Raw genomic sequence first — 23,197 nt, forward strand, 5'->3', positions numbered from 1 at the left:
AGGTCAAGTTTTCTAGAGTAAATGTTTTTTTACACAATGCCTAGTACATAGCTATGAGTTGCGTCATTGTTTTTTAGTGCTTTTATACTTTTATAACTAAGCGGATGTAAATTGTTTTGTTAGATTACCTTTCTATCTTTGTCGTGTCTTTTCTATCTGCCACTATTTTGCCGTTGGGGTCTGAAGGTCTGTTGCTGTATTTTGCAAATGATCCGGCCTTATCTGTGTTAAGTCTTTGGGGGTGGGCGAGTTTGGGAAATACTTTTGGGGGCTTAACAAACTGGTTTTTAGGCTTGTATTTGCTTAAATACGAAGGTGAAAAATGGTTTCCGATAAAACCGAAGACGCGCCATAAAGCAGAGCGTTTTTTTAACCGATATGGTATTTGGAGCTTATTATTTACTTGGCTTCCTGTTGTTGGTGATGGGATTGCTTTAGTATCAGGTGTATTAAGAACCCCTATTTGGTATTTTTTACCTTTAGTTCTGTTGGGTAAAGCTGCACGTTATGCCTTAATTTTATGGGGACAGCACTTGCTATTTGTTATATAAAATATGCTTAAAGGGTGCGACAAACGTTTTTAATTATGTATATGGAGAATTAGATAATGGGAATGTCCAAAGGGTTAATCGTTGCCATCACTGGGTTGTCATTAAGTGCTTGTTCACTTTTTGGTGAAAAAAGCACGACTCTGAGCTATGAAGAACTACAAAAAAAAGTCATCTCGCACGATGAACAATGGCAGACGGTGAAGCCAAAATTAGATCGAATTGATGAGCTTGAAGCGGAAGTGGCTGCTTTAAAAGAAGAGAAAGCCGCTAAAGAAGAAACTGAAACTATGGTGAGTGATGAGAGTATGGCAGCTGTTAATGTTGCTCCTGCTGTTATGGCTGCTCCAGTCGAAGAGCAAGCGGTTAACACAACGTCTCCTGTTGTCAAAGCCCCAGTTATGGCTGATGAAAAAGTATATGGTGTTCAGGTTGCTTCCTATGCGAATCGTGATGAAGCCGTGCGTGGATGGCGCGTACTGCAAAAGTCGTTCCCTACTTCATTCGACGGCTTGTCTCCTCTGATTAATCAGAAAGACGTTAATGGTCGTACTATGTATCAACTGAAAGTGGGTCCATTTGTAAATAAAGCATTTAGCCAAGACTTCTGTAAGATGTTGAAAGATAAAGGTAAAGATTGCCTAGTTACTCTATATAATGGCGAAACTTTCGCGAGTAACTAAACTTCTATCTATTTTGATGTTAAAAAGGCGCGTCTTGGATTCTATTCAATAGAATCCAAGACGCGCCTTTTTAGTTTGAAAGAAAAGTGATTACATCAAGGGGAATGGGGTGTCATTAATCCTTGCTTGACCGCTTTTTATTAACAGTTCACTGGAGTAAAAATACCGATCTGATTGGATAACAGTTTTTTCAGGGCCTTTTAAAATTCCACCATCGACTAAGCTCTGTAACAACCTTTGTACTTGTAGTTTCACTTGAGGTGCATTTTTAGGTGCGCGCATTTTATTGGCGATAAACTGCTCAGCTAGATCTCTTAATAATGGTTCATCGACTTTAATATTTGCTTTAATTACTGTGTTATAAAGCCAGAAATCAGGTGATATCAATTCATTAAGTGTTGGTGTCTGTATATTTGCAAAATGACTTGATAAGTTCCCCGTGAAGTTGCCTTCAGGAAAAGAGCTTTTAAATTCTGTAATATTGAACTGTGGTTTTTGAGCTAATAATTCAGCAATATTTTCTTGCATAAAGGTTAGCAGTTTTTCGTAGTTACTCTCTTGTGAGTCGACATGAACAGGGACTTTGTTTGAAAAAGTTTTGAAGTCGGTGAAAAATCTATTGCTGAGGTTAGTAAGTTCAGTAAGCATCGCGAGATCATTTACTTCTATTTCACCATATGTCATATGATTAATATAATAATCTAGTGTTACCTTACCTAGCTGCGTTTCTTTATCTAGGTCGGAGCCAACTTTAATCTTTATTCCTGAAAGTTCGGTGTCCGTGCCAACACTTAATCTATCTAAGCTAAAATTCGTTTTACTTTTATAAAACCCGCCGCTCATTAAGGTGTCTAGATCGCTATCGAGATCAATTGAAACGGTAAATTTTTCTACTTTTATGGGAGGCAAACGGCCTGTCATATCGACTTGTTGTAATGTGCCTTGATAGGAAAATTTCTGTGCTTTAAATTCCCCTTGGCCTGAATAACCACCGAACTGAATGCCGTTGTCGGGATTACTAAACTTTGGAATTGAATCGGCTACTTTGATATTTCCGTTGAAGTCACCAAGTATCGAAAGTTGATACAAAGGCAGATCTTTATTCCAATTGAGGATAGGGCGTTCTTTTTCGCCACTAATATGAATATCAGTTGAATAGAGTCCAACAATTCCTTGCTTTGAAAAGAGTAAAGGGCCGTAGTGAGTAATGATTAGCAATTCTGTTTCAAGCTTTTGACTTTGACCTGATGTGTCTAATGGCGAAATATCATAAGACACTAGAACTTTATTTTCAGAGCCAAACCATGCTGAATGAGTCGAAATAATATGAGCGCTATAGCCTGTTGCCTTATTTATACTGGCGACGATCTCGGCAAGTTTTTCTTGATGCTTTGGCGCAATAATCTTTGGAGCAACAAGGCAAGCAGCAACAAGCATGAAAGCCAGCACAGCAAGTATTTTTTTCACTGAAAGTTCCTTTTCTTAGGATAATGTAAAGTCGGGGGATCATACAGACAATGGCATTGAATTAAAACGGAGATGAATGCGTCTAATGTGAAATCGTTAAGGATTTTGGCGAGTTATAAAGAATGTTTATTGTTAAACAAAGGATCATCATCCCGCTAATCATGAAGCGGGATGATGATTGGGCTTTAAAGTTGAAATGGAATATAAAGAGCTAAAGCTGGAAAGAAATAAACAGCAAACAAGCAACCCAGCATAATAAGTATAAAAGGCCAAACGCCTTGAATAACTTCCGAGGACTTGCCTCCAGAAACGGATTGAATGACGAATAAATTCAAGCCAACAGGCGGTGTAATTAAGGCACATTCGATCATAATCACGAAGATGATTGCGAACCAGATCGGATCAATACCCAACATGCCTAATGAAGGATATAACACAGGCATCATGATTAAGAGCATAGACACTGATTCAAGAAAGAAGCCCATAATTAACAAGACAAAACATACTGCAGCAATGAACAATCCTACTTCAGAGATGTTTTCACTGACCAGCATCGAAATATCCTGAGGGATCTGGTACAGGGTAATGGCTTTGCCAAAAACTTTCGCACCGGCAATGATCAGAAAAATAGTCACCGTATTTTTCATTGTGCTCATCGCAGCCGCCTTGAATTTTTCAAGGCTGAAAGTTCCCATCATAATGACGATGATTAGAGAAGCCGCTACACCAACACCAGCCGATTCTGTTGGCGTAAATACGCCAGTATAAATACCACCAATGATGATGCTAGCAAGTATCAGTGTTGGTATCGCTCGTAAACTGGCCGTTTTGCGCTCGGCAAAAGTGGCTTTTTCGCTTGGTGTATAGTTTTTGCTGAAGCGTGCGTAAAAAAAGCAGTAAACAATAAAGCTGCCTGCCATTAATAATCCAGGAACGATGCCCGCTAAAAATAAATCAACAATGGATTCTTCAGTGATGACACCATACACAATCATCGGAATAGAGGGAGGAATCAGTATGCCCAAAGTGCCGCCAGCGGCGATTAAGCCGTAAACAAAAGGACGGTTGTAACCACGATCTGTCATTTCTTTAATGGCCACATTTCCTATGGTGGCTGCTGTAGCAACAGAGGACCCAGAAATGGCTGAAAAGATGGTGCAAGAAGCGATTGTCGCAATACCAAGGCCGCCAGGCCAATGACCGACCCAAGATTGAACTGCTCTAAATAAGTCTTTGCCTATGCCACCTTGTAGCAGGATATTTGACATTAATAGAAACAGCGGAACCGATAATAGAATAAAACTGTCGAAGGAAGAATAAAGTGCCAGTGGTGCCATCATTGGTGAAAAACCAGCCAATAACAACATACCTAAACCTAATCCACCAAGAGCAAAAGCAACAGGCACACCAATCAATAGCGCCAAGACCATAATCGTTAGTAATAGGATAATCGTCATTATAATGAAACCTCTTCGTGTTCTTGATAATCACTTGCGAACATCAAAAATATTTCCATGACGGCTTGTATTGTTAGTAATCCAAACCCAATCGGGATGGCCGACTTGGTTGTCCAAAGTGGTAATCCGAGCATGCTGGCTGATGCGGAGCCCATTTCAATTGATTCTTTTAACAGTTGATAGCCATAGTAGGTAATAAAACCTGCGAAGAAGATGATCGATAACAGTGCGACAAAGTCTGATAGTTTTTTTGCTTTTTCACCCAGCATATTGGTTAGGAAATCGATACGAATCAAAGCTTTGTTTTGTAATACCCAACTGGCACCTAAACAGGTTGCCCAAATCTGGCAAAGCAATGACATGTCTTCAGACCAGATGGTAGGTGCAGTAAATACATAACGAGCAATGACTTCATAAGTGATGATTGCAGCGATGAGAACAAAAAGTGCCGCTGATAATTGTCCGCACAATCGAATAACACGATAGTTTATACGAACCCAAAGAGCAGGGTGCTCTGCTCGCCAAGCTGACAAGTCCTGCTTTTTTTCTTCATGATTGGACATAGTCAATACTCCAAAAGACAACGAAATATCGCGGATAACAAAGACGTACCCGCGATATATTTTTTAAGCTTAAAGGTTTTCGGCAGCTTGGATGACTTTAAAACCTAGTGGCCCAGAGTTATCTAGGAAAGACTCTTTTACAGAAGTCGTCGCTTTACGCCAAGCAATGATGTCGTCATCAGTTAGATGAATAACTTTCATATGTTTTTCTGCGTTGACGATAGCATCACTTTCGATCTTTTTGATTTTATTTCTTAGCTGCACTTCAACTTTACGTGCCGCGTCAGACAGAGTTTTTTGGTTATCAGCTGATAAAGACTCCCATACTTTTTCATTGATAACCGTCAAGAATTCAATATCAGCATGGTTCGTTAAAGTAAGATAATCCATTACTTGATAGAGCTTACGAGGACCAACTGCCGAAACGCCTGTCATGCCAGCATCTACTGTGCCGCGTTGGTAAGCTAGGAATTGCTCTGAACCTGACATAGAGGTTGGCGCACCACCTACCGCTTCAACAAATTGTCCTAAAGTTTTACCAAATACACGAACTTTCATGCCTTTCATGTCTTCGGGTAACTCAATTGGTTTTTTCTTAGATAGTAAGGCTACACCGCCGTAAGCTTGCCACCAAAGTGGGCGAGTGCCTGTTTTTAGAATGGCTTCATCGAGTAACTTACGAACTGGACTATCAGGACGTGTTGCCGCTTCGACTTTATCTTGAGAAGGGAACATGAAGGGCACATAAAAAACATCTACAGCTGGAATGGTACCAGCCAGTTGAGAAAGGCTCATGACGCCCATTTCAATAGCGCCAGAACTAACCGCTTGATGAACTTCACTGTCTTTAAACAGTTGAGCAGATGGGTATATTTTGATCTTTATATCGCCATGGCTTTTTTCTTCTACTTCTTTTTTAAAGTCGAGAAGGTTTTGTCCAAGGTGATGCTTAAGTGGGAGCTGTAGAGATATGCCTAAAGTGGTTTCTGCCAACGTTGGTAAAGAAGCCATCAAAGTAGAGGCCAATAAACCTGTTTTTAGAAGAGTTTTGTAATTCATGATAATGTCCTATTTTTATTATTAATCGTTTTTTTACACTGCTAGTTTGTTTTTTTTGTGCTTTCTATACGAGCTTTAAGGTCAATAACACTCTGTGATAATGGCCTAGTTTCAGTTCGTAAACCTGCCTTGGCAACTTGTCCTGATATATCGTGTTCTAGTATTTCTGGTAGCTCGCGGGCCATCTCTAATAATGTAGTTAAATTCACTCCTGTTTCTAAGCCAATGGATTCCAACATGTGAACAAGATCTTCTGTACAGATATTACCTGTCGCGCCAGGAGCGTAAGGGCAGCCACCGATACCACCCAGTGAAGCATCAAGTTGAGTAATCCCGGCTGACAAACCTGCCAAAGCATTTGCTAAGCCCATACCGCGTGTGTTGTGCAAATGCAAAGTTACATCGAGAGATGGGAAGATATCTTGTACTTGTGAGCAGAGTTCATAGACTTGTCGGGGAGAAGCCATACCCGTTGTGTCAGCAATCGAAATACTATGGATGCCAATATCAAGGTATTGATGAATGACTTCTATGACGCGTTCTGGGGCGATAATGCCTTCAAAGGGGCAGCCAAATGACGTTGCTAATGACGCATTAATTTTTGTATTACTACCTTCCATTAATTCACAAATACGTTGAAATTGCGCTAAAGACTGCTCGCATGTCATACGCATGTTCGAAAGGTTGTGAGATTCACTGACCGACATCACAAGATTTACTTCATCTGCCTTAGTAGCCAAAGCGCGTTCGGCACCTTTTTCATTGGGAACCAAGGTGACATAAGTTACTGCTGGGTTACGGGTGATGCTGTTCATGACGTCTTCGGCATCGCGCAAATTGGGAATCGCCTTGGGCGATACAAAGGAGGTCACTTCGATTTTATTTAAGCCAAGTAACGATAAACGATCGATTATCTCAATTTTTTTATCCGTAGGAATGAAGAGTGCCTCGCTCTGAAAACCATCACGAGTAGCCACTTCATTAATTCGCACTTTTGTCGGTAAGTTTTGCATGAACATGATTGGCTCCTAAATCACACCCTTGGCACGTAGTTCGGCAAGTTTGTCTTCATTAATACCAACGGAACTTAAAATTTCATCAGTATGTTCACCCAACTTTGGCCCCAGCCATCGGGTTTTTCCGGGCGTTTGGCTTAATTTTGGCACTATGCCTGGCAGTGAAATCTTATCGTCACCTGATAATGGGTGCTCCACAATCATTTCTCGGGCATGAAAATGTGGGTCATTGAAAATATCTTCAGCATTATTAATGCCACTAGACGGCACAGCGGCTTTTTCTAAAATGGCAAGGGCATCCTTCAATGAGTGTTGTATTGTCCAGGCTTGAATGGCTTCATCCAGCTCGTCTGAGCGCTTAGCGCGGCCATCATTTTGAGCCAGTTCTGGATCGTTCGCTAAATCTGGTCGTTCCATTGCATTCATTAAACGCTTGAAAATACTGTCACTATTGGCGGCAATCACTATGTAGCGCTGATCTTTGCTCATATAAGAACCAGATGGTGCGATGCCTGGCATACTTGCCCCTGTTCGTTCACGGATAAAGCCGAACATACCGTATTCAGGAATTAGGCTCTCCATTACCCCAAATACTGATTCGTATAAGGCCACATCAATGAACTGTCCAGTTCCTTTGTTCACTTTTAAATGATGCATTGCCATCATGGCGCCAATGACACCGTAAAGTGACGCTAATGTATCGCCAATGCTGACACCCACTCGGACTGGTGGTCTATCTGGATAACCCACAAGGTGACGGAGTCCGCCAATAGATTCTGCAATGGCGGCAAAGCCTGGGCGAGAAGAGTAAGGGCCATCCTGACCATAACCTGAAACGCGTAACATGATCAGTTCGGGTTTGATGGCTGATAGCTGTTCCCAACCTAAGTTCCATTTTTCTAAGGTACCAGGTCGGAAGTTTTCGATAACAATATCGACGTCTTTTACAAGGTCATGAATGATCGCCTGAGCATCAGCCGATTTTAGATCTAGTGTAATAGATTTTTTGTTGCGGCTTTGAGAGTACCACCACAGAGATGTGTCTTTGTACATCTTGCGCCATTTACGCAATGGATCACCACTTCCAGGCGGTTCAACTTTGATGACTTCCGCACCGAATTGCGCGAAGATGCTGCCAGCATAAGGACCAGCGATGAGAGATCCAAGTTCTAAAACACGGACGCCTTTTAGTGGCAATTCTGTTTCGCTCTTGGAATCAGTATTAGATGACGAGTCGCGTTGGCTCATTCTCGTTTCCCTTAATTATTTTAATTGTTGGGAATATCATCTTTCAAACCAGAACAAGAGAAAAGCGCCTAAATGTTAGGCTGCCATCTCCTTAGGATATGTCTGGGGCATATTAGGTTGTACGTAAGTGGGTCAATAAATGATGGGCCGCGTCTAATAGTTGATCTGAACTGCGAACACAGATTTTAAGCTCACGATGTGCCCAATTATCTAGCAGTGGTAACGCCTCAATTCTAGAGGCTTTAATATAAGGTCTAGCAATATCAATGGGCATTAGGCCTATGCCAAGTCCTGATTCCACCATACTGCAAAGCGCTTCATAACTGGTGACCTGAATCAGCATGTTAAGAGGTAAATTAGCGGCATTAGACGCGCTGATCATTTGATTGTTAATAGCACTTCCTGTGTGCAAGCCGACATAGTCATGCCCTAAGGTGTCAACAAAGTTGACCTCTTTATGCTGCCCAAGAGGGTGGCCTACAGGTGTAATCACAACGAGACGATCCGTTTTATAAGGGTAAATAGAAAGGTCTGGGTACTCTTTTGAGGCGATGGTAACTATGCCAATATCCGCGGCGTTTTCCGCAACGGCTCGAATAATTTCGCTACTAATTTTTTCTTCCAAATGAATTTGAACCAAAGGGTTTTGATTCAAAAAAGAACGAAGTTGCTTAGGTAGAAATTGGCTAATAGCAGATATGTTTGCCACCATGCGCACTTGTCCTCGAACCCCATGAGAAAACTCATTCATTTGATTGTAAATATCATCTAGTTGATGCAGTACGCCCCGAGACATTTGTAGTAACGCTTTGCCAGCTGGTGTGGCTACCACTCCGCGGTTTGTTCGCATCATTAATGGAGTATGAAGTAATTGCTCCAGTTCTTTGATGCGTTTAGATATCGCTGATGCGGCAATAAAATTCAATTCTGCAGCACGTGCAATAGAACCTTGTTCTATAACGCAGACAAATAATCGTAGGGAAGTTGGGTCAATTCGCATTTAGAGTATCATCCAGATTTTATTGTTTTTACTCATGTCTTTCTAATAGGCGCGCGATTAAAAGCGCAAAGATCATATCCCATCTCGTTTTTTTCTCATACTATAGCGGTCTTTTTTACTCATTTTCAGTCGTAGAGGGATGTTGTTTAGTCCTTCTTTTATGTTTTGCAAAGGGTTATTAGGATATGGTTTTCGAAGAGTATTATCAGATAGTAAAAGAGTTTCAATATAGTGGGTCATTATCATTAACCGAGGACTTTGATGCGGTTTGTGCAGCGCAAGATGCTTTAATTGATAAGCTACTTGAGAAGGGCGCGGCTATTGCTGGCTGGAAAATAGTCAATAAAGATGGTGTTGTTATTCTATCTCCTATTTTTGACTTTCAAGTATTCGACAACACCTCCGAAGTCATCCCTCACCAGTCTCTCCTTGGTACAGAATTGGAGGTTTGCTTTCAGCTAATGGTGCCAAGTAAGCTCGATGAAGTGGACTCAATCCTTGCTCAATTAGATCCGCTTGCCGCTGTGGAATTGATTCGTCCTGAAATACACCCTACCAACCACTCAGCCTGTGATTTTTACTTTAACTACGGAGTGTTTGTTTCTCAAAAGGCAATCTCAGGTGAGTTAACTTTTGAGGGCGGTAAACAAGGTTATTGCTTTACAGTCGAATTGGATCCGCTTGTAGATTCAAAGAAAGACATTGTGAAGCAGGGAATACAACAATGTATTCAACGTGGTTATGGTAATAAGAATTATTTTTTTATTACCGGAACCTTAAATGGGCTTGTGCCTGCGGTTGAGTCTTTAGGTATCAATCGTGTTACAAACCAAAGTCACGTAATGATCCAATTTGATATTGCCTAAGCGCACATCAAATAGTGGAAAATCATTGTGTAGGTCCTTGGGTTTCTTTGACTTTAACATCGAGATTGAGCAGCTCTACTGGTGGGCCAAACTGGGTGTAGATGGCAACATCAGCAGCGTCTCGCCCAAAGGCAATAGCGACACGACCACCTTCTAAGTCAGCCTGCGTTGGATCGAATGTGTACCAACGATTGCCAACGTAGGCTTCGAACCACGCGTGTAAATCCATCGGTTCCAAGCCTTCAAGATAACCAACCACCATGCGCGCAGGAATGGCCAGAGCTCGACAGCAAGCAATGCCTAAATGAGCCATATCTCGACAAACCCCTCGTCCTAATTCGTTTAGCTCAGAAGCACTTAGGTTTTGTTCGCCCTCGCCAGGTGTGTATTGAATATGTTGACGAATATAATCGACGATGGCACTGCATTGATCATAGCCAGGAGTTAAGCCTGTGACGATGGATGACGCCATATCGGTAAAATGATCAGAATCACAATAACGGCTGGGGTGTAAAAAAGGTAAGGTTTCGTCAGGGAGTTGCTGAATATCAACGAAAGGTGCACCGAATGCCGTGTCGGAAGCATCAGCTGTTTCTATCACCACAGAGATTCGAATTGAAAAATGTCCTACCGGAGCGACTAATCTTTGACATAGATTGCCAAAGGAGTCAGTAAACTCCACTGCCGGAACACTTGGTGACAATACATACTCTTCTCGTGCAATCCATTGCTGCATACCACTGCGTGGGCGCAACATAAGCAAAAAAGGTGAGGGTGTTTCAATGTTGAATTCAAGAGTGCTGGATGCTTCTAACCACATTAAATAACTCCTGAATTGGCAATGGGAGTTTCCACAGTAGCAGTTATAAGTGCTATCAGCTATAGAAGTAGCCGTAAGATTTACTTTCCTCGTAGGAAAAATTTGCTGTGCTCTATGTTAATAAAAACGTTGATTTGACTAATGAAGTCTGACAGAAGTTGCTGTTTTACTGACTTTTTTAGATTATTTCTTCCTGTCTGTCTGCCGCTTAGAATACTATTTTGGGGCTCTGTGTTGGACATGACACTGTAAATACTTGATATGATGGAATAAATTTCAATGACAACAGAAATGCATAAAAATAACAGTTTTCTTAACGCCCCTTTGCCATTTGTATTTCTAAAAACAGCCGCTCCTATTATTTTGATTATGATGGTTAACGGTTCGTTTGCGCTGGTGGATGCTTACTTTCTGGGCGTGTTTGTTGGTGCCGATGCTCTGACGGCAGTAACGTCTATGTTTCCTGCTTTTATTATGATTGTGGCTTTATCGACGCTGGTATCGAACGGTTTTGCTAGTTTGATGGCGAGGCAACTTGGCGCCGGAAAAAGTGCCAGTGCTGTGGAAGTTTTCTCCGAAGCAATTAGTCTGTCTTTAGTCGTTTGCGCAGTGTTAATTGGGCTGTTTTTATTAGGTGGTCATGCATTGACTGACGCTGTGAGTAATGGCTCAAATTTAATCGCAGATATGAGTTATCGTTACATTTCTATCTTGGTATTTTGCTCTCCTTTAGTGTTTGTTTTAGCGATTAATGGCGATAGCTTACGTTGTGAAGGAAGAGTGTCTTTTATGGCGGTGGTTTCTCTTTTCTCTGTTTTATTAAATGGCGTTTTTAACTATTTTTTGATAGTTGGCTTAAATTGGGGGGTCGAAGGATCGGCTTACGGCACGGTATTAGCGCAAGCGATTTCTTTGTCTATCGTTTTCTTTTATCGCAAATATCAGAAAAACGACCTTAACCTTCAAGTGATTTTGTTTTCAAAGTCTCGTCAGCATTGGCTCACATTTTTATCCTTGGGTGCGCCTTCTAGTTTAAATTACATTGGCTTGGCGTTAACGTCGGGCGCTATTTTGTATAATTTGCAAATATGGGGAGCGGATGATTATGCAACGACGGTTGGCGCTTATGGCATTATCACTCGCTTAATGACCTTTATTTTCTTGCCTTTGCTTGGACTTAGTATGGCATTTCAAGCCATTGTGGGTAATAACTTCGGAGCCAATGCATTAAACCGAGTAAACATTAGTATTGGCATTGCGTTAACGGTTGCCTTAGTTTATTGCCTGCTGTTACAAGCAACCGCGTTTATTTTCAAACGTGAGTTGGGGATGCTGTTTGTTAGTAATCAGGATGTTATTAACGAAGTTGTGCGGATTTTACCATTCTCCACCTTAGCGCTCTTTTTAGTCGGCCCACAAATGATGATTAGCATGTTCTTTCAAGCCATTGGTGATGCGAAAAGAGCTGGAATTTTGGGAATCATGAAAACCTATGCGTTTTCTTTGCCGTTGATATTTATATTGCCTTATTTCTTTGCCGAGTGGGGGATTTGGTATGCCGCACCTTGTACTGAGTTTTTAGCTTTGTTGCTGACTGTTTGTGTCCTAAGTCTGCGTAATCGCAGTCAAAATACCCGATTGGGATTGTTTTTTAGAGATACACAATGAGACTGTCATTAGGCTCATTGTGTTGGTGATTATTATAGATTGCCAACGCCACCGTCTATGAGTAATTCCGCTCCAAGCATATAAGAGGATTCATCAGACGCCATGAAAACAGCAGCTTTTGCTAGCTCTATTGTGGTTCCCATTCGTTTAAGTGGAACGAGGTTTTTAATCTCCTCACGCAGAGCGTTTTCCTCTTCTTTCGCTAAACCAAACTTCTCTAGCGCATCGGTTTGAGTGGGCCCTGGGCTTAATATATTGACTCTTATGCCTCTGTCTTTTAATTCACCTGACAAGGTGCGAGCTAACGAAATAAGGCCCGCTTTACTGGCGGCGTAGACGCTACTTTGCGGTAAGCCAATTCTCGCTGAAACACTGCCACAAAGAATAATGGATGCTGAATCAGACAGCATGGGTAAAAGTGCTTGAATCAGAAAAAACGGTCCTTTTAGATTCGTATTTATTACTTGATCGAAGTTATTTTCATCCCAGTCTTCTAGAGGTTTGTGTGTTACGTCGCCAGCATTAATGTAAACAACATCTAGTTTAGGGAAGGTGTTAGAAAGTTGTGTTGCTAGCTTGGTTTGGTCGGCTATATTGCCTGCATTGCTTTTGATGGTTTGAACTGCGCTCCCAAGCTCTTCGGAAACGGCTTTTAAGCTATCTTCATTTCGTCCTGTAACGGCTACTTGAGCACCTTCAAGTAGAAATTGCTTAGCGGTTTCTAGGCCTATACCGGCAGTACCTCCAGTAATAAGTGCATGTTTTTCTTCGAGTCTTTTCATTGCTATACCTCATTGATGTTTGGTGAGTGTCGAGGCATTATCTTTCCATTAGTAGGTTTTAAATAGTAGGTACCAATAGGGTACTAAAGGGTGGATTTAAAATGACCACAGTATTTACACATTTAGATGATAAATGTCCTATGGTGGACTTTGTTAACCTTGTTTCGGGTAAGTGGGCAATACCCATCCTCTACCGCTTGATTATGACGGATGGGGTTATTCGTTTTGGAGCCTTACAAAGAGCGATTGCACCGATTACACAAAAAGAATTAACTAAGCAATTGCGAGCCTTTGAGTCTTTAGGTTTAGTGAATCGCACGGTTTATCCCGAGATGCCACCACGAGTGGAATATGAAATTACGGAGTTAGGTAAAACTTTAAAGCCCACGTTAGATTCGTTAGCCAGTTGGATGCGCGAGCATAGAGAGCAATTAATGGAAGCGAGTTAAACCGATTTGACTAATTTATGCACAAGCCTATCCTAAGTTGTTCTTGATGTGTTTTTACCAGCTCTGAAAGAAAATCTGCTACAGCGCGAATGCGTTTTGATTGGGTTAAATCGGTTTGAATAACTAAATAAATATCTTGATTGATTTCTGGGCTGTCAGTAAGGCAAATAAGGTCAGTATGCTGGGTAACTAAGTGCGGCAATAACGCTACACCGATGCCTGCAAGGCAAGCACTGACTTGGGTTGCCACCGATGTGGTCGTGAGAATCGGTTCTTTTCCGGCTAATTGATCTGAGATCCATTGTGCTGCGGGCAAATGCTCGTAATGTTCTCCCCATTGAAGAAAGTCATGATTTGCATCACTGCGTTTCTTTTGGTAATGAGTACTGCAGTAAAGTCCGTATCCTAGTGTTCCAACTCGCTGGAAACTGACATTGCCATTGGTTGGGCGTACCATACGCAAGGCGAGATCTGCATCTCGACGATTTAAATTGGCTGTATGGATGTCGGTGACAATGTCGATGTGCAATTTAGGGTAGGCTTGCTGAAAATGGTCTAGCGCTGGAAGAATGAGGTGAGTGGCGAGGTTTTCGGCTGTGGCGACTTTGACCCTTCCGATCAGTTGAGATTCTTTTTTCGCGCTCTTGCTAAACGCCAAAGCTGCAGTTTCCATTGCCTCTGCTTTACTTAGGAGACTTTTACCTTCATCCGTTAGTAGGTAACCAGTCTGAAAGCGCAAAAAGAGCGGTGTTTCTAGGCTGTGCTCAAGACGTTCTATTTTCCGTGATAGCGTAGCAATTCCTATCTCTAGAGATTTTGCGGCTAGGGTTAATGTGCCACAGCGTGCCAGTGCCAAGAAGGCTTTTGTATCATCCCAAATCATCTCTTTCATATATTATTCCATTAAAGTCATTTTTCAATATTGAAAAATAGCTTATCTAAATTAACTAAATATTTCGATTGTAAAAAATGACATAGTAACAAGCAATGCAATAGAGTCGTTTAATGAAATGTTTAGGAGAGATAAATGAGTGAAGATCGCTATCAATTAGGTTTGAAAAAGCTCGCTGAAATAGACGGTGATCAAGGCCAGAAAGTCGTCGATGCACTACAACCTATCGCGCCAGAATTTGCTACCTTGATGATCGAGTTTGGTTTTGGTGATATCTATAGTCGATCTGGCTTGGATTTAAAATCACGTGAAATCGCTACGGTGGCGGCGTTAACCGCATTAGGCAATGCTGCACCGCAACTTAAAGTTCACCTCCATGCAGCACTTAATGTTGGCTGTTCCCCAAAAGAAATCGTCGAAGTGTTAATGCAAATTGCGCTTTATGCTGGCTTTCCAGCGGCATTAAATGGGCTATTTGCGGCCAAAGAAGTGTTTGCCGAGCGAGGTATTGACATGACAGAAGGATCTGATTAATAGATTGTTAGCAAAAAAGGGCTGTCTATTTATTAGAAAGCCCTTTTCGCTATTTTTTGAATCAGATGTTTAGACGAAACTTCCAGCAGTTATTGATCTGCTTTGGCGTTCATACTCAATGCCATGGCTTCGGCGATTTTTATACCGTCGATAGCCGCGGACATGATGCCGCCAGCGTATCCTGCGCCTTCACCCGCTGGGTACAAGCCTTTGGTGTTGATGCTTTGTAGGCTGTCATTATCGCGCTTGATGTTGATCGGTGCGGACGTTCGAGTTTCCACTCCCGTTAGTAAAGCATCATCAAAGGCAAAGCCTCGAATTTTCTTATTAAAGGCCGGAATGGCTTCGCGAATCGCTTCGATACAAAAATCTGGCAAGGCCTCAGCTAGGTTAGTGAGTTTAATGCCCGGTTTGAAAGATGGCTCAACGGTGCCCAGTTTTTCAGGTGTTTCATTACGTAAAAAGGCACCGACGGTTTGCGCTGGCGCATCGTAGTTACTACCACCTAGTTCATAGGCAAGGCTTTCAAGTTTGCGTTGGAATTCAATGCCAGCGAGTGGTCCACCAGGGTAATCGGAAGGATCAATACCCACCACGATAGCACTATTGGCGTTTCGCTCGTTACGTGAATATTGACTCATGCCGTTGGTTACCACGCGGTTCTCTTCTGATGTGGCCGCTACCACGGTTCCACCAGGGCACATGCAGAAGCTGTAAACGGAGCGACCATTTTTGCAATGGTGAACCAGCTTATAATCCGCAGCACCAAGAATTTCATTACCGGCATTAGGGCCAAAACGCGCTTTGTCGATAGCAGATTGTTCGTGCTCAATACGAAAGCCAACAGAGAAAGGTTTCGCTTCAATATAAACGCCTTTGTTGTGCAGCATTTCAAATGTATCGCGGGCACTGTGGCCAATGGCTATTGCGATGTGTTTCGAATAGAGTTTTTCTCCATCCGCAAGAGTCACCCCCGTGATTTGACCGTCTTCAATATGCAAGTCATCGACACGACAGCTAAAGCGAATTTCACCGCCTAATTCAATAATCTGCGCGCGCATTTTCTCCACCATAGCAACCAACTTGAAGGTACCAATGTGTGGTTTGCTCACGTAAAGAATTTCATCCGGTGCGCCCGCGGCGACAAATTCATTCAGTACTTTTCGGCTGTATTGTTTTGGATCTTTTACTTGGCTATATAGCTTGCCGTCAGAGAAAGTACCTGCGCCACCTTCACCAAATTGCACGTTGGATTCTGTGTTAAGAATCTTTTTACGCCAAAAGCCAAAGGTATCTTTGGTGCGTTCACGCACTTCTTTACCACGTTCAAGTACGATTGGCTTGTAGCCCATCTGAGCCAAAACCAACGCCGTCAGTAACCCACAAGGCCCAAAACCAATGATGATAGGGCGCTCGGTTAAGTTTTCTGGAGCTTGTGCAACGGGATGATATTCGAGGTCCGGTGTGACTTTGACTTGTTGATGATCTGCAAACTTGCTTAATAAAGCGTCGTTGCATGTGGTCTCAATATCCAAGGTATAAATCAACATGATGTTGGTTTTTTTGCGAGCATCATAGCCGCGGCGAAAGACATTAAAACGAACAAGTTGTTCGGCTGAAATTTCTAGAGTCGATAAAATGGCGTTTTCGATCGCATCAGCTTTGTGGTCAAGAGGAAGTTGGATATTTGAAAGTCGTATCATAGGAGTCTGTAGTCAGATTGCAGTTCAAGAGTGATTTAACGGGCATAGTACGATATTTTAGTTAAAAAAGCTGGAAAAACTTGCCGGATGTTTTGCTAATTCGGATGGTGAGTTTGCAAATGAGTCCTGTAGAAAAGGCGTTTTAATATGGTTATTCGCCCTTTGGCGCAAGCGCTAGGCGCTCAAGTAGATGGAATAGATCTATCTGCATTGACGACACAAGATTTTGAAGAAATTTATCGTGCCTTTTTACGGTATAAAGTTTTATTTTTTCGGGATCAAAACCTGTCTCCTGAACAACACCTTGCGCTAGGCAAACGCTTTGGTGAACTGGAACCAGCCCATCCATTTTTTCCTCATTTAGAGGAGAGTGATCAAGTCGTTATCATCGAGACGTCGCGTGGCAATCCGCCGGGAGAGAGCTTTTGGCATACTGATATGACTTGGCAGAAAGTACCGCCGAAGTGTTCGATTTTGCATGCTCAATATCTACCAGAAAAAGGTGGAGATACTATTTAGTGTAACATGGCGGCTGTGTTTTCGAGCTTATCGCAACGTGATCAAGCTAAGTATCGTAAAATGGCAACACGGCATGGGCTGCATGCCTTTGAAGGCAGCCGTTATGATGAAAAAGACGATTCGGGCAATAGCCGCATTGCGCAAAAGTCTCAAGAATATCCTCCTATTGTTCGCTCCATGGTGACTCGTCATCCTGAAACCCATGAAGAAGTTTTGTTTATCAATGAGCAATTTACTCGTGCCGTGGTAGGTTTGGACGATATGGCGAGTCGTGCTTTATTAGATCAACTTTTCGCTATAGCGCGACAAGATCAATTTCATGTGCGTTTTCAATGGCAACCAGGCTCAGTAGCCATTTGGGACAACCGAGCCACACAACATTTTGCAGTGACGGATTATGGTGATGAACCGAGAAAACTGCATAGAGTAACGGTGCAGGGTTAGCTTAAAACATTCCTAGAATATGCCACCATAGAAAGTTGATTGGCAGCAATACTAAACTTGTTAACGCAAAGGTAGCTAAACACACCTTAGTGACCGCACTGATGGACAAATTACCCAATGCAATCGCAGTGATAAGTGGTGGAGCTTGATAGGGTAATAAAACATTGGAAAAAGCCAACACCTGAGTCATTAAGACAGCTTGGTTTGATAAGCCCGTGATATCGGCAAGATGGCCAGCCATTGGTGTCATGATGGCTGGAACGCCGGTTAAGTTGGTCACCACGGCTATGCAAGTCGAAATAAAGGTTAACAAACTCAGATTCAGTAAAGGGGCATTTTGGGTGAAGGGAATTACCTCGGTTAAATAGTTCACCAAAATATTACCCAATCCAGAGTAAGCAATGATGGCACTCAAGCCAATAATTCCCGCAGCGAATAATAGCGTGCCATATTGGATGTCTTTATCTATGCTGTTTTTGGCCACTAAGCCAAGATTCGGCCATAAGCAAACTAACGCAGCAATCAGTCCAACCCAACCGGCAGAAATATGATGCAATGAGTCGGTGAACCAGAAGGCAAAACACACACAAAGCACCATTAACAAGCGCTTTTCTATTGTCGACATAGCCGATTTTTCGATAGTGGCTTGTATAGCTTGGCTTGGGGCTTTATCAGGGAACAGCCATAAAATCACACCTATGGTCATCAGTAGCTTTCCAAACCCTAGAATGGGGAAATGCAGTAGTAAATATTCGCCGTAGGAAATGGGGGTCTTATATAAGGCTTCGATCATGCCTGATAACAGCATGTTCGGTGCGTTTGCTGGCAAAATGTAAAAGGCTGGCAAAAAGGTACCGAAGGCCGCCGCTAACAACATACCTTTTCGGCCATTAGAATCTTGTTCATAGCCAAAGTGATCGGCAAGGGAGGCAATGATAGGAATGATGAGGACGATACGGCTCACTCCAGATGGAATCAAAAAAGCTAATCCCATGGCGAACAAAGCGATTTTGATGATAGTGCCTTGGTAGCTATTACCAAGCACTAGCATTAACAACCGAGTGGCACGAGAGTTTATTCCTGTGTGATTAATGGCTGCCCCAAATACCATACCACTAAATAATAGCCAAAATGTTGATGACTCAAAGCCAGCAAATATAACTTGGTTGGGGGCGATTTGGGTGGCCGTTGCAAACGCAAACAATCCCAAAGCGGGCCAATAAGCCGGTACCAGAGAGGTTGCCCAAAATGCGATACAGATGAACAAAAGTCCAGCAGTTAGAGATTGGGAAAGTGTTAGAAACTGATTGGAAACTACCGTAATAATAAATGTTATGGTTAAAATCAAATAGAGTGGCCAACTGGGTTTTCTTGGTCTTTGCTGGTTGACCTTCTCATCCACACTTGCAGTATTAGCAGGGTTATTTTGATTTTTCATAAAAGTTCCAGTAGATAGTTTGATCACTGCAAATTTAGCGTGGCAGTGGTTAGGTAAAGCTCTTTATTGTATTCGCTGTGCTTTAATTGTATTCATTAGAAATGCGCATGTGTTCATTGGAAATTTGATTTCTAATGGATTTCAGGTATTCATCTAACGCAGGGGCACCATTGAGTGAACCAAAATAATCAAAATAGAAAAGGACTCTTTGAATAATATTGAATGAATAGTTTGTTCTTTGTTTGTTCGGCTCAAGGTTAACGACATACTAATACTTCAAGTCGACTTGAGGTCAAGGAATATTTTATGTATGTAATTGACGCTTCTCGCTGCTTTTATTTCGATTGTCGCATTAGGTTCTTATGCTACGGGAAGTGAGGGGCTCTATTGACATATTGATGCTGAGAAAAAAAGAAATGTGGAGCTTATTCGAAGAAAAGAGAGTCTATAGTAAGTTTTATAAATATAAGGGACATAAAGAAAGTCAGCAGAATTACAGTTGCCTTAGTTGATTTATCAACTAAGGCAACCTTGTTTTAGCGAAGGTTAACAGCGGTTGCTTCGTCAAAACCTAACATGATGTTTAGGTTTTGCACGGCTGCACCAGAAGCCCCTTTACCAAGGTTATCCAGTTTAGCAACCAAAATGCCTGACTGGTTACCAGGCTCACTAAGTACCGACAATTCGATTTGGTTGGTGTCTTCTAAACCGTGCGGTGTTAAAAATGGTGCTGCGTTATCTGCTACCACATTAAAACCATTTACAGTGACAAATGTATCATTAGCGTACACTTCGGCTAATTTAGCTTGCAGCTGCTCCATCGTAACATCGTCTTTTAGCTGAACCGGCAAGAAGGTCAACATACCTTGGCGGAAGTTACCGACACTAGGTACGAAAATAGGTGCGTTATCCAAACCTGACCATTTTTTCATTTCGGGCAAATGTTTGTGATTGAAAGACAAACCGTAAGCACCAAAGATGGGGGCATTGTCGGTGTTCTCATAACGATCAATCAGCGCGTTACCACCGCCACTGTAGCCAGAAACCGCATTGATCGAGTAATCATAAGACGCGCTGAGTAGCCCAGCCTCGATCAAAGGTTTTAATAGTAAAATCGCGCCAGTAGGGTAACAGCCAGGGTTTGAAACAAACTGTGCTTGTTTGATTTTGTCGCGTTGTGTGGCATCTAATTCAGGCAAACCATACACCCAGCCTTCTGCTACTCGGTGAACAGAGCTGGCGTCCAAAATTCGGCAGCCTTCTTCTTTCGCCAAAACAACACTGTCTTTAGCGGCATCATCAGGTAGACAAAGCACGGTAACATCAGCTTCTTTCATTAGGCGACGCTTTTCTTCTACATCGCGTTTTTTATCTTGGTCGATGCTGATGATTTCAATACCTGGGTGGTTGATCAGACGATCTTTTACTTGAAGGCCAGTGGTGCCTGTTTCGCCATCAATAAATACTTTTTTCACAGCGTGGAATTCCTTATTGGATGTTCTAAATCAAAGTAAAAGCAGCCCTTTTGAATGGTCGTTGCTTTTTATCAAATCTTTGAATTATGTTTTATGTGTTGGCAAATAGTGTAATGCATCGAGCAGCGGCTGAACAGTTGATAGAAACGCGTAATGGGTAAAAAAGCATTTTATTACCCATGGTAGAAGGGCTCTTCATATTGGTTGTGATTCGACAACAGGTTACACTTCCCGCTCTTAAATCAGCTATGTGTTTATATGAAAAAGTCCGATAAGAAAATTGATAATGCCTTGCGTGAAGCCTTAACCAATGTGTGTGAAGCGGCATTGGGTTCGGTGGATGGCTTTGTCTGGCTGACCCATTTAGTGAACTATAATGCGTTCCCTCAATCCCTGCGGATTATTTGTGTTTTCGATACGGATGAGTCTTTGTCCAAAGCCATTACCGCTAAACAAGATGATGATTTTTATACGCTGATAAGTGGTGAGTTAAATAACGCCAATATTAAAGTAAACAAACTTCGCCAGCAGGTGAGCTTTGATACAGAAGAAGCGTGCGAGCACGCTCACGGTGGTAAGTGGAACGATCGGCTTACCAAGTTAAAAAATAATATGACGCTCCATTAAGTCCATTTCAAATCACTGAGCCTTAGAGGCGAATTCTTCACTCTTCGGCTTGTTGTTGAATGTCTTTCATGGCTTTTTGAAGTTGCGGGTTTTTCTCTTCAAGGTACTGTTTCAGCCGATCGATGAAGACGCTGTTTTCATGGAAAGGCACGCCGATTTGATGAGCATCTGCTACTTCTACCATAGATACTTTATCGTGTTGGTTAAACACGTCTATCATTTGTTCGGCTTTATGATGAGAAATACCTAGCGCCTCGAAGGCAGAGCGTCCCATACGAAGGCTGCTGTCATAGTTTTCTCGGATGATATCTCGGCAGCCTGATGCCCATAAATCGTATACGTGGTTATTGTCAAAAGCTCTCGCGATAATATGTAAATCAGGGTAATGCTCTTTGACATATTTGACGAGTTTGGTGGTGTGTTCCGGATTATCAATGGCAATAATGAGCAACGAAGCTTCATCTATGCCTGCCGCTTTTAGCAAGTCAGGGCGAGTGGCGTCACCAAAGTAATTTTTCACGCCAAAACGTTCCAGTGCTCTAAGGCGTTTGACACTGAAGTCTATGACTGTTGAATGGAACCCCGCAAGGCGTAAAAGATTGTCTATTGTGCTGCCCATTCGTCCAGAGCCGGCAATGAGGATTTTATTATCATCGGGGAAATTGTCGTGCGCTCCTGCGGTTTGGTCGGCCGCATAATGAGGTGCAATTATCCGGTCATAAATGATGAATAGCATTGGTGTTAACAACATGGACAATGCAACGACCAAGAGCAAAATGTCGGCAACTTCTTTGGAAATCACCGCATTATTAACTGTGAAGGATAACAACACAAAGCCAAACTCACCCGCTTGAGCCAGTCCTAAAGCAAACAGCCATTTGTTCGAGCCACGAATGTTAAAAATTCTACCTAAAATGAAGAGTGCTGTGGCTTTTATAAGGATTAACCCAATGGTTAAGCCAAGGATAGATAAGAAGTGATCAAAGAGTAGGGCGAAATTAATGCCGGCCCCAACAGTCATAAAAAAAAGTCCTAATAACAGTCCTTTAAAGGGCGCGATATCGCTTTCTAATTCATGTCGGTAAGGTGAATTGGCAAGTACGACACCTGCTAAGAAAGCGCCCAAAGCCGGTGACAACCCGACTAAAGACATCAATAACGTGGTGCCAATGACAAACATCAGAGCTGTTGCGGTAAATAACTCTCTTAACTCGGCAACCGAGATAAATCGAAAAATGGGCGTCACTAAGAAACTACCACCTAAAACCACGGTAGCAATTGCCCCTATGGTGACTAAAGCGGTTTGCCATGCTTCTAATCCGTCTAGCAATGACGCTGAGTGGCTAGCTGTCTGAGCCAAATCGTTCGCATGACTTAGTGACTCAATGAGTTCTGGTGTGGCAAGCAGTGGAATAAAGGCCAGCATTGGAATAACGACAATATCTTGAGCCAATAGCACTGAAAAAGACGATTGTCCGCCATCGGATTTCATCAAGCCCTTTTCCGTTAAGGTTTGAATTACGATGGCTGTGGAAGACAATGCTAGTATCAAACCTATGGCTAAGCTAGTGCGCCAATCTTGGTTTAGTAACATGCCAACTCCCATAATTAATACAGCAGTTAGCGCGACTTGTCCGCCACCGAGTCCGATTAACCTAGATTTTAACGCCCAAAGCTTTTTCGGGTTGAGTTCCAACCCAACTAGAAAAAGCATCATAACCACGCCAAGTTCGGCAAAATGCTGGATAGATACGATATCAACTTGAAGTAGCGTCAGAATAGGGCTGATGATAATGCCAGCAAGAAGATAGCCTAAGACAGAGCCAAGCCCAAGACGAGAAGCGATTGGAACAGCAATGACCCCAGCAATGAGAAAAACAAAAGTTAATAGCAGAGCGTCGGTCATTTTATGACTTCCTTAAATAACCATAGATAAAGA

At 42.3% G+C, this 23,197-nt stretch carries 21 protein-coding genes and 1 pseudogene; 8 read left to right on the forward strand and 14 right to left on the reverse strand.

Translation table 11 applies throughout. The features are described 5' to 3' along the window. Positions 1-116: 116 nt before the first annotated feature. Positions 117-551, forward strand: a complete 435-nt coding sequence (locus C0J08_RS06235; RefSeq protein WP_212655240.1) for a YqaA family protein — start codon at positions 117-119, stop codon at positions 549-551. A gap of 56 nt (positions 552-607) precedes the next feature. Then, positions 608-1,231 (forward strand): SPOR domain-containing protein, encoded by a 624-nt coding sequence (locus tag C0J08_RS06240; protein WP_212655241.1) that lies wholly within the window; start codon positions 608-610, stop codon positions 1,229-1,231. Between the two features lie 90 nt (positions 1,232-1,321). Here C0J08_RS06240 and C0J08_RS06245 read toward each other — a convergent pair whose 3' ends face one another. The 7 genes from C0J08_RS06245 to C0J08_RS06275 form a co-directional block, all read right to left on the reverse strand. Beyond that, positions 1,322-2,698, reverse strand: a complete 1,377-nt coding sequence (locus C0J08_RS06245; protein WP_212655242.1) for a YdgA family protein — start codon at positions 2,696-2,698, stop codon at positions 1,322-1,324. Between the two features lie 185 nt (positions 2,699-2,883). After that, positions 2,884-4,155, reverse strand: coding sequence for a TRAP transporter large permease (locus C0J08_RS06250; protein ID WP_212655243.1), 1,272 nt, complete (start codon positions 4,153-4,155; stop codon positions 2,884-2,886). Further along, on the reverse strand, positions 4,155-4,718 hold the full coding sequence (locus C0J08_RS06255) for a TRAP transporter small permease (protein WP_212655244.1): 564 nt from the start codon (positions 4,716-4,718) through the stop codon (positions 4,155-4,157). The genes C0J08_RS06250 and C0J08_RS06255 overlap by 1 nt, the downstream gene beginning before the upstream one ends. A 69-nt stretch (positions 4,719-4,787) precedes the next feature. Beyond that, a complete protein-coding gene (locus C0J08_RS06260) occupies positions 4,788-5,777 on the reverse strand; it encodes a TRAP transporter substrate-binding protein (protein ID WP_212655245.1) in 990 nt (329 codons plus the stop codon). 41 nt (positions 5,778-5,818) lie between these two features. Continuing rightward, the gene (locus tag C0J08_RS06265) at positions 5,819-6,796 is read right to left on the reverse strand and encodes a hydroxymethylglutaryl-CoA lyase (protein WP_212655246.1); all 978 of its coding nucleotides are present in this window, start codon (positions 6,794-6,796) and stop codon (positions 5,819-5,821) included. Positions 6,797-6,805: 9 nt separating this feature from the next. Continuing rightward, positions 6,806-8,041 (reverse strand): CaiB/BaiF CoA transferase family protein, encoded by a 1,236-nt coding sequence (locus C0J08_RS06270; protein ID WP_212655247.1) that lies wholly within the window; start codon positions 8,039-8,041, stop codon positions 6,806-6,808. Positions 8,042-8,153: 112 nt separating this feature from the next. Continuing rightward, the gene (locus tag C0J08_RS06275) at positions 8,154-9,041 is read right to left on the reverse strand and encodes a LysR family transcriptional regulator (protein WP_212655248.1); all 888 of its coding nucleotides are present in this window, start codon (positions 9,039-9,041) and stop codon (positions 8,154-8,156) included. Between the two features lie 185 nt (positions 9,042-9,226). On the opposite strand from C0J08_RS06275, the gene C0J08_RS06280 reads away from it, so the two are divergent. After that, positions 9,227-9,907 carry a hypothetical protein gene (locus tag C0J08_RS06280; RefSeq protein WP_212655249.1) on the forward strand — a complete coding sequence of 227 codons (681 nt, stop codon included), beginning with the start codon at positions 9,227-9,229 and terminating at the stop codon, positions 9,905-9,907. A gap of 22 nt (positions 9,908-9,929) precedes the next feature. Here the strand turns inward: C0J08_RS06280 and C0J08_RS06285 are convergent, their stop codons facing one another. Continuing rightward, positions 9,930-10,727 (reverse strand): transglutaminase domain-containing protein, encoded by a 798-nt coding sequence (locus C0J08_RS06285; RefSeq protein ID WP_212655250.1) that lies wholly within the window; start codon positions 10,725-10,727, stop codon positions 9,930-9,932. A 279-nt stretch (positions 10,728-11,006) separates the two neighbouring features. Between C0J08_RS06285 and C0J08_RS06290 the strand changes: the two genes are divergently transcribed. Further along, positions 11,007-12,395: an MATE family efflux transporter gene (locus C0J08_RS06290; protein ID WP_212655251.1), complete on the forward strand. Its 1,389-nt coding sequence runs from the start codon at positions 11,007-11,009 to the stop codon at positions 12,393-12,395. A 32-nt stretch (positions 12,396-12,427) separates the two neighbouring features. Here the strand turns inward: C0J08_RS06290 and C0J08_RS06295 are convergent, their stop codons facing one another. After that, positions 12,428-13,177, reverse strand: a complete 750-nt coding sequence (locus tag C0J08_RS06295) for an SDR family oxidoreductase (protein WP_212655252.1) — start codon at positions 13,175-13,177, stop codon at positions 12,428-12,430. Between the two features lie 101 nt (positions 13,178-13,278). On the opposite strand from C0J08_RS06295, the gene C0J08_RS06300 reads away from it, so the two are divergent. Further along, on the forward strand, positions 13,279-13,626 hold the full coding sequence (locus C0J08_RS06300) for a winged helix-turn-helix transcriptional regulator (RefSeq protein WP_212655253.1): 348 nt from the start codon (positions 13,279-13,281) through the stop codon (positions 13,624-13,626). Positions 13,627-13,636: 10 nt separating this feature from the next. Here C0J08_RS06300 and C0J08_RS06305 read toward each other — a convergent pair whose 3' ends face one another. Continuing rightward, positions 13,637-14,518 carry a LysR family transcriptional regulator gene (locus C0J08_RS06305; RefSeq protein WP_212655254.1) on the reverse strand — a complete coding sequence of 294 codons (882 nt, stop codon included), beginning with the start codon at positions 14,516-14,518 and terminating at the stop codon, positions 13,637-13,639. Between the two features lie 135 nt (positions 14,519-14,653). Here C0J08_RS06305 and C0J08_RS06310 point away from each other — a divergent pair, with 135 nt between their 5' ends. Continuing rightward, positions 14,654-15,052, forward strand: coding sequence for a carboxymuconolactone decarboxylase family protein (locus tag C0J08_RS06310; RefSeq protein WP_212655255.1), 399 nt, complete (start codon positions 14,654-14,656; stop codon positions 15,050-15,052). An 89-nt stretch (positions 15,053-15,141) separates the two neighbouring features. On the opposite strand, the gene C0J08_RS06315 is transcribed toward C0J08_RS06310, so the two are convergent. Then, positions 15,142-16,755 (reverse strand): NAD(P)/FAD-dependent oxidoreductase, encoded by a 1,614-nt coding sequence (locus C0J08_RS06315; protein ID WP_212655256.1) that lies wholly within the window; start codon positions 16,753-16,755, stop codon positions 15,142-15,144. Positions 16,756-16,902: 147 nt separating this feature from the next. Between C0J08_RS06315 and C0J08_RS06320 the strand changes: the two are divergent. After that, positions 16,903-17,718, forward strand: a pseudogene (locus tag C0J08_RS06320) (TauD/TfdA dioxygenase family protein). Position 17,719: 1 nt separating this feature from the next. Here C0J08_RS06320 and C0J08_RS06325 read toward each other — a convergent pair. Both C0J08_RS06325 and argC read right to left on the reverse strand, forming a co-directional pair. Further along, positions 17,720-19,156, reverse strand: a complete 1,437-nt coding sequence (locus C0J08_RS06325; protein ID WP_212655257.1) for an SLC13 family permease — start codon at positions 19,154-19,156, stop codon at positions 17,720-17,722. 536 nt (positions 19,157-19,692) lie between these two features. Beyond that, positions 19,693-20,631, reverse strand: a complete 939-nt coding sequence (argC, locus tag C0J08_RS06330) for an N-acetyl-gamma-glutamyl-phosphate reductase (protein WP_212655258.1) — start codon at positions 20,629-20,631, stop codon at positions 19,693-19,695. A 258-nt stretch (positions 20,632-20,889) separates the two neighbouring features. On the opposite strand from argC, the gene C0J08_RS06335 reads away from it, so the two are divergent. Next, positions 20,890-21,258 (forward strand): Fis family transcriptional regulator, encoded by a 369-nt coding sequence (locus C0J08_RS06335; RefSeq protein ID WP_212655259.1) that lies wholly within the window; start codon positions 20,890-20,892, stop codon positions 21,256-21,258. A 37-nt stretch (positions 21,259-21,295) separates the two neighbouring features. Here the strand turns inward: C0J08_RS06335 and C0J08_RS06340 are convergent, their stop codons facing one another. Further along, positions 21,296-23,164 (reverse strand): cation:proton antiporter domain-containing protein, encoded by a 1,869-nt coding sequence (locus tag C0J08_RS06340; RefSeq protein WP_212655260.1) that lies wholly within the window; start codon positions 23,162-23,164, stop codon positions 21,296-21,298. Between the last annotated feature and the right edge of the window lie 33 nt (positions 23,165-23,197).

This window comes from Marinomonas sp. CT5 (genome assembly GCF_018336975.1).
Classification (GTDB): Bacteria; Pseudomonadota; Gammaproteobacteria; order Pseudomonadales; family Marinomonadaceae; genus Marinomonas.